We start from the raw sequence: 12,556 nt of genomic DNA on the forward strand, positions 1-12,556 counted from the left end.
CTGTCGATTGCTCATCGGATTGCCGTGGCGGCGGAATAAGGCGCCAGTGCCGCGTCGACCGCAGCAAGGCAGAGTTCGCGGGCCTTCGGAGCGACCCGCTTTGACACCACGTCGGAATATAGCCGGCCGAGATATTGGCTGATCAGAGTTTCGGGAATTTCATCGGGGAGCCGGCTGAACAATTCGCCGACGGCGGCGGATGCGCGAGGATCCGGCCAGTAATAGCGAATTCGATCACTATAGCTGAAATGTCGTTGCAGTCGCTCCTCATCGGGGCTGCCGCCATAGTGGCCCGCCCAGCTTGCCGGTTGTTCGACCATGATTTTTTCCATGGTCGTCACCAGTCCGGATCGTGGCGTCTTCCCGGCAAGCACGTCAGCGATCGCATCGAGACCGTAAAGCGCTTCGCGCAGCGCGAAAGTCAGCCCTGGTCCGACCTTGAGGATTGCAAAGCCGCCCTCAACGAGAGCAGACAAGGCTTCGGCCGGTTGGTAGTCGGTGGAATGTGCTTCGAAAACCAAGCCCGGCATGTCGTCCAGCGAACGAATGAGGCTCTTGGCCCGTTCAGGCTTGTAGAGCGCCACGTCCGTGTTTCCAAATTCCACGCCCGGCTGAACCACGATCCCAATGACCCGCTCCATTGCCGATGCCAAACCTGCTTCGGCAAACGACGCCCGGTGAACCGCCAGCGTTTTCATCGCCGCATCGGCCCGGGTAATTTCGATTTCTTCGAGTGCGTGCGTTGCACCACCTGGAGGCGGCACCTCGGTTCCGATGATATAGACCGGCGGACGGTGGTCTGAACGAAGAGCGGCCTCCTCAGCGGCCTTTGCCAATCGAGCGGCCCGCGCCGCGGTCAATTCGTCATCGAGCGCCGTTGGTTCACCGGCACAGCCCATCGACGTGTCCAGGTGAATCTTTTCAAACCCTGCCTCGACATAGGCCGTCACCATAGCCGCGGCGCGCAGCATTGCCTCCTCGGCCGCCAATTTTCTCCATGGGTTGGGACCGAGGTGATCGCCTCCGAGGATGATGCGTTCGGCTGGAAAATCAGTCGCTGCGGCGATGTCCTCGATGAACCGGCGAAAGTCCGCCGGCGTCATCGCGGTATAGCCGCCCTCCTGATTGACCTGATTGCAGGTGGCTTCGATGAGGACCGCCCGGTGTTCCATCCCGGCACGCCGAAGGGCTGCCTCAATGACCAGCGGATGCGCCGAGCAGACCGAAGTGACGCCATGGGGAAAAGGCAGGTTTCGGGCACCGAAAAGCTTTCGCAGCGCGGTCTGCCGGTTCTCTTTGATCGGCGTCATGCGAGCGTTACAACCTTCGTCAGGTGACGGGGAGAGACCGTATCGATATGCCGAGCCTGCGCGGCCCGCTCGCCGAGGACCTGCAACGCCGGAAGGACAACGAGACCCGCAAGCGAGAGATCGACATCAACGGCGAGTTCCAGATCGCCTGGACCACCCACACCGATAACGACCGCGCCTTTTTCTCTCAGTTCTCCCACCAGTTTCGTCTCCGCCTCCCTCTGGTCGGAGCTGTACAGCATGACCGCAACCGTCTTCCCGTCAACGAGGCTGATCGGCCCATGCCGGTATTCCAGCGGGTGGAAGGCCTGGGTCATGATCTGGCTCATTTCCATGAGCTTGAGCGCTCCTTCCAGGGCGACGCCGAAGAGCGGCCCGCCACCGAGAAAGACGAAGTGCGACCGGTCTGCGATAATTCCAGGAAGCGCCGCATCGAGAGCGCTCGCCAGCTGGCGGGCCGAATTCACGACAGAGGCAGGAACCTTCTGCCCGATCATCTGCAAACCGAGAAGGACCATGAGGCTCGCCGAGACCGTCATGACGATACCTTCATCCGGATGGGTTTCGGCCGCGACCATCCGATCGCAATTTTTCGCCAGAGAGCTTTCCGGTTCAACGGTTATCGCCGTCACGAAGGCGCCGGCGGCCCGGCTTGCCTTTGCTGCGGCGACTGTTTCTGTCGTCTCGCCGCTCCGGGAAAGCGCAACGACGTGTGTGTTGCGCCACTCGGGCCAGAAGGCCGACGGCCGGTTTTGCCATTCGGCACCAGGGACCGCGATTGCCTTGCGTCCGGCCATATTGGCATAGGCTGCCAGCGAGAGTGCAAGATTGAAGGATGTGCCGCAGCCGACGAAGACGAGCAGCTCCGCCCTATCGACAGCTAAATTCGAGCCGATCGCCTTCTCCCAATAGGGAAATTGCTCGAAAATGACTTTTTCGGTCGTGTTCATGAAGTCTCCGATTATTTGACTGAACCAGCCAACAGGCCGCTGACGAGGTAACGGTTGAGGAAGATGACGACGAGGGCGGGGATGACGATGGCGATCGAGCCGCTCGCGGTGATGAGCCCGTAGTCGATGAAGTTCTTCGTGACGAATTCCGGGATCAGAACCGTTAGCGGCTTCGTTGCCTGCGGCGAAAAAATGAGCGGCACGAGATACTGTCCCCAGGCACCAAGGAAGGTGAGGATCGCCGCTGCCGTCAGACCCGGTCCGGCCAGCGGCAGGACGATATTGAAGAAGATGTAGAGCCGACCCGCTCCGTCGAGTTGCGCCGCTTCCTCCAGTGCGATCGGAAGAGCTTCGAACACGCTCCGCAGCAGCCAGAGCGACAGGGGCAGGAAGGCCGAGACATAGATCAGCGAGACGCCCAGATAGGTATCGACGAGATGCAGCTTGATCATGATCTGATAGAGCGGGATCAAGACGGCGTAGGCAGGAATGGCCAGGGTCGCGACGACAGCGACAAAAAGCGCTTTGCGGCCGGGAAACTGCAGCCTGGTGAACGCGTAAGCCCCAAGTGAGGATATCGCGACGCAAAGCAGCGTAGCGGCGATCGATGTCACCACGCTATTGAGCAATGCGGCACGGAACTGTTTGAACACCTCCACACCCCCGATCCGGGCGATATTGATGCCGAGCAGCCGGGAGTAGTGATCGAGCGTAAAGTGCTGCGGAAAGAAGTTGATCGGTCGGGTCGAAAAGTCTTCGCTGGGCGTAACCGAACTCGCGATGGTCCAGTAGATCGGCCCCAGAGACCAGATCAACAGGATGACGACACCGGTCCAAATCATCATTCGATAGGCAATAGTGGATCTCATCAGTCGAACCGTGTGTTGCGATAGACACGAAGGACGTAGACCAGCGAAATCAGCAGAGACACGAGAGTGATCACCACCGATAGCGCCATGCCATACGAGAAGCGGAGATTCTGGAAGGTTTCGAGGTAGATCTGGACGAGCACTGGTCGGGTCTCGAGGCTGGCACCCGCCAGAACCCAGGCCTCGTCGAAGAGATTGAAAGCGTTCACGGTTGCGTTGGTCATGGCGACAGCGATCGCACTGCGAACCAGCGGCAGGGTTACCCATCCGAACATCTGAATGCGCGTGGCTCCATCGATCCGCGCAGCCTCATAGAGATGAGCAGGGATGCTCTGCATCGCGGCAAGGACGATGACGATCGTCAAAGGCATCATGCGCCAGACGTGGACGATTGTTACGGCGACGATGGCGCTGGTGCGATCGTTGAACCAGACGTGATTTTCGAAAGGGAGCCCGAGCGCCGAAAGAATGCCGTTCAACAGACCCGCGCCAGGTTGATAAATCCAAAGCCAAATGACCGAATTCACAACGCCGGGCAGCGCCCAGGGCAAGATCACTGCTGCGAGCACCCACCGCCGCCCGACCTTGATCTGATTGATGAGAGCGGCGGCAAGAACGCCGAACACGGTTTCGGCGACGACGGCCAGAACAACGTATGTGAGCGTGTTGCTCCAGGTCGTCGCGAGCTGGCCATCCGACAGCATTCGGCTGTAGTTTTCCAGGCCGATGAATGGCGTGCCGGCCTGCATGGGGTTGACCCTGTGCAGGCTGTCCCAGACGGTTCTTCCCATCGGGTAGAAGACCAAAGCTGCCATCGTGATAACGATGGGCGACACCAACAGCAAGCCGAGCGTGGCGTCGGCGTTGAAGCCGACCCCACGCTTGCTCGTGGCCCCTTCGGACGCCAAAGCTGTCATTGCGCCATCGCCTGCTTGGCGGCGGAAGCGATGGCCTCCATCGCCTGGTCGACGCTCATCTGTCCCTTGGCAGCGCTATTGATCGCTGTGTTTACGCCGCTGGAAAATTGCGGATACCAAGGCGGCGTGCCTTGCGGGAACAGCGGCTCAACGGTTTTGGACTGCGCCACGAGAGCGTCACCGCTGTTCAGCTTTCCGGACTCGTTGAGTTCGGAAAGCGCCGACGTGCGGGTCGGAAGGAAGCCGTTCACGGCATTCTTCTTCTGGAAGTCCTTGCTGGTGAACCATTTGACGAAAGCGATCGCCGCCTCCTTGTTGGGAGAGACGTTGGGAATAGCCAGCGCTTCCGGAAGGCCGAAGCTGCGCGTTTCACCGCTTGCAGTCGGCACGAGGATCGCCTCTACTTGGCCGGCGACTTTCGACTGCTTGGGATCGTTCATCTGGCCAAGACGACCAGGCTCACCGGAGATCATGATGCTGGCGATGCCCTGCGCGAACATGCTCTCATTGATCTGGCTATCCTTCAGACCGGTAGACGCAGGATCGACCAGCCCTTCCTTGAGGAGCATCAACTCGAAAGCAAGCGCCTTGTAACCAGCCGAATCCGGCGAGGTGAAGAGCGGATTGAAGTCCTTGTCGAAGAGTTCGCCACCGAAGGCCTTAGTCAGCAGGTACCAGCTCGTTGACGCGCCTTCTGTTGCTGAAACCGGCAGGCCGATCGGATACTCGACAATGCCTTTTTCCTTGATCTTCTTGGCTGCAGCGACCAGGGCGTCCAATGTTTTCGGCATCTCGGTGATGCCTGCATCCGCGAAATGCTTCTTGTTGACGAGCATCACCCGGAAGTCGTTGGTGTAGGGAATTCCCAATAATTTGCCGTCAACCGTGAAGATCTTGGCAACGCCGATATCTTTCAGCGTATCGGCGTCGATCACGTCGTTGAGCGGCATATACCAACCGGCCGCGCTGAACTGACCGGTCCAGGACCAATCGAATTCGGTCACATCCGCTGGCGCCGTACCGGCAACCAAGGCTGTCACCAGCTTCGGGCGGATGTCGTCCCACGACAGGGTCTGCAAGTCGACGTGAATGCCGGTTTCGGCCTCGAAGTCAGAGGCGATGTTCGGTCCCTGCGGCGATGGCATGAGCACCGTGATCGACTGACCGGCAAGCGGCTTGGCGTCCTGGCCAAGAGCGGGTGCGGCGATTGCCAAGGCCGCCGATGCAAGTAGAGGCAAGATCAATTTATGCATGTTCCCATCCTTCATTATTCTTGAGCTCAATTCACTGGGATGCGCAGTCACCGCCTTTGGCCGTGGCCACGATTTGCCCGAACCAGCCGTCGTCTAACGGCCAGCCGAGAAGCTGGGCGGCAGCCAGGAGCGCGCCGCCAATCGGGGGAAGTTTCGGCAAAGCCGAAGGCCTGCCAATTCGCCGTTCAAGCGCCTCCAAAAGAAGCCGGCTCGAAAAAGTACCGCCGGCATAGGTCCAGTCGGCATCCGGATCACAATGGCCCGCAATTGCCGCATGATGCTTCGCCAATTCATCGGCGGCCTGCTCGATCAACCCGACCGCCCCTTTATCGCCGCCAAGTGCGACCTGATCGACGAGGGTCGAAATTGCTGCAATGTCCGCCCGTTCATTCGCCAGGGAGCTGGCCCAATCGCCTAGCCCATTCATCGGATTGCTCAAGTCGATGCGAAGGTGGTCAAACAGGGCCTTTGCAAGAGCTGTTGCCGGAGCACGCCCGTCCAAGCTTTGGCTGACGAGATTGAGCGCCCTCTGCCCGATCCAATGGCTGCTGCCCTCGTCACCGATGAGATCTCCCCAGCCACCGGTGCGCGCCGACCGGCCTTTGGAATTACGCGCCCATGCCATTGAACCCGTGCCGGAAAGAATGAGGATACCCGGCTCGCCCGCAAAAGCACCGAGGTGCGCCGCGTCCACATCGTTGAGGACGCGCCGGTGGACGTTTGGGAACAGGCGCTCGATCGCATCGCGCTGTAGAGCCGACAGGCGCTCAACCTCGCCGTAGGCGGGCAGCGCTGCGGCGACGGCCGCCAGATTTCCTTCATCGCGAAAGGGAAGGAGATGCTGCTCCAACTCCTGGAGCCAATTCGGATTGTCCATGGGATTGACGCCATGGCCGCGTGAACGCCGCAATATCCGGCCACGCTTGTCCGCGAGGGCAACCAGCACCTTGCTTCCGCCACCGTCGATGCCGAGGATCAGCGCGTCGCTCACTCTTTCGCCCTCAGATCCGCGATTGTTGCGTCGACGCCGAAGTTGACAAGCTCCTCGCGCCAATGCCGCGAAAGCCCGGAATCGGTAATGACTTTCGCGGTGTCCAGCGGAGCGACCTTGTAGGTCGCCGTGGTTCCGAATTTCGAGGAATCGGCCAGGACGAAACGATTGGCCGACCGAGCCAGCATGCGCCGGTTGAGGCTCGCTTCCGCACTGTCCACGCTGTAGATCGCGCCGTCGGAGCTGATGGCGCTGGCGCCAAGAAAGAGCTGGTCGAACCATAATGTTTCCAGCATTGCCTCCGCCTGAGGTCCGACAAGCGACGCATTCTCGCTGCGCAGCTGACCGCCGAGAAGCACCACTTCCAAATTCGGAATATTCAGGAATTCCTGCGCTACCGTCAGGCCGTTGGTGAATATCCTGAGCGGCATGGGGTTGATGCGAACGAGGCGGGCAAGCTGGAGGACGGTCGTTCCCGCGTCGAGAAAGATCGCCGTACGCGGATGAAGCAGGTCGTAGGCCGCGGTGGCAATCGCCCGCTTGGCCGATAGATGGCGCTTTTCGCGCTCCTGAAATGCAACCTCAACCGACGATCCCTCGGCAATGCGCGCTCCACCATGCACGCGATCAATGGCGCCCTCCTGCTCAAGGATCTGCAGGTCTCTACGAACCGTGGCAAGCGATGCTCCGACCGCATCGGCAAGCGCCTGAATAGTCGAAAAGCCGTTCGCGTAGAGGTGGCTGCGAATGGCATCCAGTCGATCGACCTTCACTCCAACTGGCTGGCTCAACGAAAACCTCCCTCACGGCCGATCCCAATTTCGATCATACTTTCATTTCAAATGATCAGTGTCAATCAATTTTCTGACGTTTTTTGATTTATTGGATGGCGCTGGAATGAAAAAAACGCGCCGTGAATTCCCGGCGCGCCTAAAACGAATGAACTGCCATACGCTTGTGGCTGTCTTACCCGCGGGATCTCACTGATATCTCGGCAACAAATCGCCGTGAGCATCGATCAGGTCGTCGACAAGGTTCCAGATTTGGTCTGGCGACAATTCCGCGGACGTATGCGGATCGAGCAGAGCGGCTTGGTAGATGCGCTCGCGTTTTTTTGTAAGAGCCGCCTCGACCGTCAACTGCTGAACGGAAACGCTCAAGTTCATGACGGCGGAAAGCTGAGAGGGGATCCGACCGACCCGGACCGGCTGAATTCCGTTTCTGTCGACATGGCAAGGCACTTCCACGATGCATTCATCGGGCAGATTCTCGATCAGGCCGTTGTTTGGGACATTGCCGTATATCAGCGCCGGGTTGCCAGTCACTGCGGCATGAATGATGCCGGCCGCATATTCGTTGCTGCGGCACACCTCGATCGGCTTGTCGCCTTCCAGTTCCTTGCGCAGGGCATGCCACTCTTTGATCTGCACCTCGCAGCGCCGGATGTATTCGTCCAACGGAATATTGAGCTGATCGATCAGATCCCTTCGTCCCTCCTTGATGTACCAGGAGGTATACTCGGAGAAATGCTCGCTGGATTCGGTGACGAAGTGGCCGAGCCGTTTGAGCACATCGAACCGCACCCGATCGTCCGGCGGAACGCGGCTATCGGCGGCGAAAGCGTTCAGTCTCGGATAAAGGTCTTCCCGCCGTCCGTCGCTATGAATTTTCTCATATTTCAGGAAGAAGGCGACGTGGTTGATCCCTGCCGAAACATAGTTCACGTCGGCAATGTCCTCGCCGAGGCATTGCGCGAGATGCCCGGCTGTGTGCTGCACACTGTGACACAAGCCGACTGTGCGGATTTCCGGGGCCAGATCCTTGATCGCCCAGCAGTTGATGGCCATCGGGTTGACATACTGCATCAGAAGAGCCTGTGGGCAGACCCCCTGCATATCTCGGCAGATCGCCTCAAGGACTGGTATCGTCCGCAAACCGCGGAAAATGCCGCCGATGCCAAGGGTGTCGGCGATCGTCTGACGCAAGCCATATTTTTTCGGAATGTCGAAGTCCGTGACGGTCGCCGGTTTGTAGCCACCGACCTGCATCATGAGGATCACGAAATCGGAACCGCGCAACGCTTCCCGCCGGTCGAGCGTAGCGTCTATCCTGACGTTTGAAAGCTTAAGCGACTCGCAGATCCGGCGAGCAACGATCTCTGAGGTCTTCAGTCGCTCTGGATCGATATCGAAGAGGCTGATGACGTAGTCGCCGCCTCTCTGCGAAGACAGGACATCTCCTAGAATGTTCTGAGCAAAAACGGTGCTCCCAGCGCCTACCAGGCAAATCTTCGGCATTGCAATCTCCCTATCGGTTGTGATTGCTTATTGCTCCTTCTGGATCAGAATTTCTTCCCGGCATCGGCCTATTAATTCCGGAATTCGAGTCTTGCACACATGAAACATACCCAAAGCCGCGGTGAATGGATTGGATCCCGAGGGGAGTTCCTGATCGAGCGTCACATCGCCGATGCGATGGCCGCACCGCATTGGCACGACCACGTTGAAATAAACCTGCTCATGGCAGGCCAGATGACCTACCTTTTTAATGGAAGGCAGGAACAGGTGGAGGCCGGCCGCATGGTCTTATTCTGGGCCGCAATTCCGCATCAGACGATCGCTGTTAGCGAAAACGCGCCGCTGGTGTGCCTCTATCTTCCCCTTGTCGATTTTCTGGGTCTGCCGGTGGACAGAATGGCAAGGCAGTCGATCATGCAGGGGAGATTTTTGGCGCAGGGAAATCAGGAAACGATGGATGCTTTGACCCTCCCACGATGGGAAAAGGAATGGCAGTGCGGCAGTGCGGCAAGACGGAAATTGGTCGTGGAGGAAGCACGACTGCGAATACGACGTCTGATCCTGGACAATGCTGAAAGCGACAATTCGCCAACCCATGTCTCTCCGACATCGTTGGCCGGCCAGGCGGTGCGACACGTCGAGCTGCTGATCGACCTCATCAATTCCCGCTACGCAGATCCGGTAAGCGTACCCGGTCTCGCAAAACTCGCGGGCATGCATCCAAGCACCGCCAACAGCGCTTTCCGAAAGGTTTTGGGAATATCAGTCAACGAATACCTGACCCGACATCGCATTGCCCGGGCGATGCAGCTGCTGACGGATACGGACGATCCGGTCCTCCAGGTCGGTTTTGACTGCGGGTTTGGTTCCAGCAGTCGCTTCTACGAGATTTTCAAGGAGCGAACGGGTACGACCCCGCGTCATTTCCGGGAAGCGGTGAACTCCAAGAACGCTCCGGCGCCTTGACGGGATATGGACCAACGACCTGTTATTGCGGTGGATTTTTTATCTAGAAAACACCAGTTGCGGTTATGTGAGGGTAGTAGTTCAGTGGTCCGCCGAACAAACTATTTGATCCTTTCGTTCGAGAGCGCGCGTGGCCCCCGCTGATGTCACACCTCTGCCATAAGATCGGTCCTCACGGCACCGGAACCGAACACGCGCCCGTCAAATGACGGACGCGGCTCAGCGGGAGGCGCCGGGGGATCAGTCTATCCGATTGCCTTCGGTGGAGAAGAGGTGGATTTTCTCGGATTTGGGAGCGAGGTGGATTTGCTGGTCGGGCTTTAAATCCACCCGCCGGTGCAGCACGATGGTTGCCGTCTGCGTGCCGACACGCACCGAAAGATGGGTCTCCGCACCGGTCGGCTCGACAGTCAGCACGGTGGCCGGAATGCCCGTCTCCGCAATGTCGAGGTCCTCAGGACGGATGCCATAGGTGCGCGCCGCGCTTTGGCTCAATTGCGGCGGAAGCGGCAGGGAAACACCGCCTTCGATACGGAAGCCGCCGTCGCTGACGCCACCCTCGAAGAGGTTCATCGACGGCGAGCCGATGAAGGCGGCGACGAAGGTGTTATCTGGACGGTCGTAGAGATCCAGCGGCTTGCCGATCTGCTCGATGCGGCCGGCGCGCATGACGACGATCTTGTCGGCCATGGTCATCGCCTCGATCTGGTCGTGGGTGACGTAAACGATGGTAGTGCCAAGGCGCTGATGCAGCTCCTTGATCTCGCTACGCATGGTCACCCGCAGCTTGGCGTCGAGGTTGGACAGCGGCTCGTCAAAGAGGAACACTTTCGGATGGCGTACGATGGCGCGGCCCATGGCGACGCGCTGGCGCTGGCCGCCGGAAAGCTGTTTCGGCAGGCGCTCCAGCAGGGGTTCAAGTGCGAGAATGCCGGCGGCTTCGCTCACCAGCTTGTTGATTGTCGCCTTATCGCGCCCCTGCAGCTTCAGGGCAAAGCCCATATTTTCGCGCACCGTCATGTGCGGATAGAGCGCATAGGACTGGAATACCATGGCGATATCGCGCTCCTTCGGCGCGACGTCGTTCATGACGCGGCCGTCGATGCGGATTTCACCGCTGCTGATATCCTCTAGCCCCGCCAGCATGCGCAGAAGCGTGGACTTGCCGCAGCCGGACGGCCCGACGAGCGTGACGAACTCACCGTCCTCGATATCCGCGGAAACCCCATGGATAACGGAGGCCGCGCCGTATTGCTTCTGAACCCGGTCGATTGTTACCGATGCCATTGTCTGTCCTCCCTCACAGTTTCAATTGCCAGACGCCGGCCCCGGCGACGGCGCCGGTGAGCGTTGCCGAACGTGCGGCGGCAAAGCCCGGAATCCGTTTGGACCCCGTCCAGCGGCCGTTGTCAGCGAAGACCTCGATGGAGCCGGCATCGAGGAAGATGCGCAGGCTGGACGGTTTCGCGCCGGCGGCGACATAACGTGGCGGCGCCATACTGGTGCGAGCGTCGAAGACAATCGCCAGCCCATCGGCATCGAGTTTCACGCCTAGATCGACATCCGGATGATCGAAGGTGAGATCGAAGGCGGCGCCCGGCTCGGTGAGATCAAGGACGATCTCGACGGCGCCGGTGCCGAGCGGCACGGTCTTGCCGGCGGCAAGCGCGGTGTCGTCCAGCAAGTGATGGCGCAGGCTTTCGACGGCTGCGACCGGCGGGGTCAGCACGGTATCGCCGTCGAGAAGCACGCGGCGCGGTAGGGTCATGGTCGTCGGGAAATCGTCCTTCTTGGAAAAATCCGTCCAGTTGGCGAGCCAGGCGATGCCGACCGGGTCGTTGCCATCAACGAAGGCCTGGAAGGCATAGGCATCCGAACCGAAATCCAACTCCTGCACGAACTCCGCAGTGAAGGTACGGCCATCGAAACCGCCGACGGTGACGGACGTGAGATTGCGGCGGCCGGTGGCCGGGTCGCGGCTGGTGAGCAGACCGAAGATCAGCGCCCAGCGGGTTTTTCCGTTTTTGCCGGAAAGCGGCACCATGCAGGGGCATTCCGCCGCCGTCATGCCGAAACCGTCCTCACGATGGAGGATGCCGAGGAAGGTCCAGCCATCGGCGCCTTGCGCGTCTGCAGTTTCATAGAGCAGTACGACGCCGCCCTGCCTGTCGCGGCTGCCGAGCAGCATCTTCCAGCGCCCGTCCGGGCCTTTGAAGACATAGGGGTCACGGAAATCGGTGGTGAGGTTCAAGCCTTCCGGGCGCAGCGGCATCACGATTTCCGACGGGCCGGCGACGATACCGTCGCAGCTGACGGCGGAAAGCTGGATTTGCTCTTCCGGTTGCCGGTCACGCACATGCTCGGTGTAGAAGACGCGGATCTCCTCGCCTTCCGGGCCGGCGCCGGGGATCGCCGAGCCGGAGAAGGCACCGCCGCGGCCATCGTCCTTTTCCGATAGATGCGCCGCCGGGAAGAGGAACATGGGCAGATGCCTCCAGCGGACGAAATCCTTCGAGACGGCATGACCCCAGTGCATAGTATTCCAGCGCGGCTCATGAGGATAATGCTGGTAGAAGAGGTGAGCGTTTTCGCCGAACCGTCCAAAACCGTTCGGATCGTTCATCCAGCCGAAGGGCGGGCGGAAATGGTAGCTGTCGGGCACGTCGGGGGCGGCGGTGCGGGCATCGCTGTGCAGGACGCGGATGCCCTCCTTCATCACGGTTTCCGGCCGGAAGGCGTAAGCGACGGAGAGCGCTGTGCTTGTCGCATCATAAGACAGCGTGGCACGACCGCCTTTCGCGAGCGTCACAGCGAAGAACTCAAATTCCCCTGTGCGGCGGGTCGAGGGCTCGCCGATGTCGTTGCCATCAACGGCGACGAAGAGCTTCGCCTCGCCGCCGGCATGGCGCGCCTTCAGCCAGAGATGCAGCACCGTGCCTTCGGGCAGTTCCGCTTCAATGGTTTCAGGTGCTGACGTTTCGGATTTTGCCTGCAGAGACATGA

The 12,556-nt window shown here is 59.8% G+C and carries 11 protein-coding genes; 1 reads left to right on the forward strand and 10 read right to left on the reverse strand.

Going from position 1 to position 12,556, the window contains the following annotated elements; translation table 11 throughout:
* Nucleotides 1–11 precede the first annotated feature (11 nt).
* From GR198_RS11415 to GR198_RS11450, 8 genes are all read right to left on the reverse strand, one after another.
* The gene (locus GR198_RS11415) at nt 12–1,310 is read right to left on the reverse strand and encodes a D-tagatose-bisphosphate aldolase, class II, non-catalytic subunit (protein ID WP_164023392.1); all 1,299 of its coding nucleotides are present in this window, start codon (nt 1,308–1,310) and stop codon (nt 12–14) included.
* Nucleotides 1,307–2,260, reverse strand: coding sequence for an SIS domain-containing protein (locus GR198_RS11420; protein WP_164023393.1), 954 nt, complete (start codon nt 2,258–2,260; stop codon nt 1,307–1,309). Before GR198_RS11420 ends, GR198_RS11415 begins: the two co-directional genes overlap by 4 nt.
* An 11-nt stretch (nt 2,261–2,271) precedes the next feature.
* On the reverse strand, nt 2,272–3,105 hold the full coding sequence (locus GR198_RS11425; RefSeq protein ID WP_204337101.1) for a carbohydrate ABC transporter permease: 834 nt from the start codon (nt 3,103–3,105) through the stop codon (nt 2,272–2,274).
* Between the two features lie 23 nt (nt 3,106–3,128).
* Nucleotides 3,129–4,046: a carbohydrate ABC transporter permease gene (locus GR198_RS11430; protein WP_164068951.1), complete on the reverse strand. Its 918-nt coding sequence runs from the start codon at nt 4,044–4,046 to the stop codon at nt 3,129–3,131.
* Nucleotides 4,043–5,299, reverse strand: coding sequence for an ABC transporter substrate-binding protein (locus GR198_RS11435; protein ID WP_032986819.1), 1,257 nt, complete (start codon nt 5,297–5,299; stop codon nt 4,043–4,045). The genes GR198_RS11430 and GR198_RS11435 overlap by 4 nt, the downstream gene beginning before the upstream one ends.
* A gap of 31 nt (nt 5,300–5,330) precedes the next feature.
* The gene (locus GR198_RS11440) at nt 5,331–6,290 is read right to left on the reverse strand and encodes an N-acetylglucosamine kinase (protein ID WP_164023394.1); all 960 of its coding nucleotides are present in this window, start codon (nt 6,288–6,290) and stop codon (nt 5,331–5,333) included.
* The gene (locus GR198_RS11445; RefSeq protein WP_164068953.1) at nt 6,287–7,081 is read right to left on the reverse strand and encodes a DeoR/GlpR family DNA-binding transcription regulator; all 795 of its coding nucleotides are present in this window, start codon (nt 7,079–7,081) and stop codon (nt 6,287–6,289) included. The genes GR198_RS11440 and GR198_RS11445 overlap by 4 nt, the downstream gene beginning before the upstream one ends.
* 189 nt (nt 7,082–7,270) lie before the next feature.
* Nucleotides 7,271–8,587 (reverse strand): alpha-glucosidase/alpha-galactosidase, encoded by a 1,317-nt coding sequence (locus tag GR198_RS11450; protein ID WP_164068955.1) that lies wholly within the window; start codon nt 8,585–8,587, stop codon nt 7,271–7,273.
* A 99-nt stretch (nt 8,588–8,686) separates the two neighbouring features.
* Here GR198_RS11450 and GR198_RS11455 point away from each other — a divergent pair, with 99 nt between their 5' ends.
* The gene (locus GR198_RS11455) at nt 8,687–9,553 is read left to right on the forward strand and encodes a helix-turn-helix domain-containing protein (protein WP_164068957.1); all 867 of its coding nucleotides are present in this window, start codon (nt 8,687–8,689) and stop codon (nt 9,551–9,553) included.
* Between the two features lie 240 nt (nt 9,554–9,793).
* On the opposite strand, the gene GR198_RS11460 is transcribed toward GR198_RS11455, so the two are convergent.
* Nucleotides 9,794–10,840: an ABC transporter ATP-binding protein gene (locus GR198_RS11460; protein ID WP_164068958.1), complete on the reverse strand. Its 1,047-nt coding sequence runs from the start codon at nt 10,838–10,840 to the stop codon at nt 9,794–9,796.
* A 13-nt stretch (nt 10,841–10,853) separates the two neighbouring features.
* A complete protein-coding gene (locus tag GR198_RS11465) occupies nt 10,854–12,554 on the reverse strand; it encodes a glycoside hydrolase family 32 protein (protein WP_164068960.1) in 1,701 nt (566 codons plus the stop codon).
* Between the last annotated feature and the right edge of the window lie 2 nt (nt 12,555–12,556).

It is taken from the genome of Rhizobium leguminosarum (assembly GCF_010668065.1).
Lineage (GTDB): Bacteria > Pseudomonadota > Alphaproteobacteria > Rhizobiales > Rhizobiaceae > Rhizobium > Rhizobium leguminosarum_S.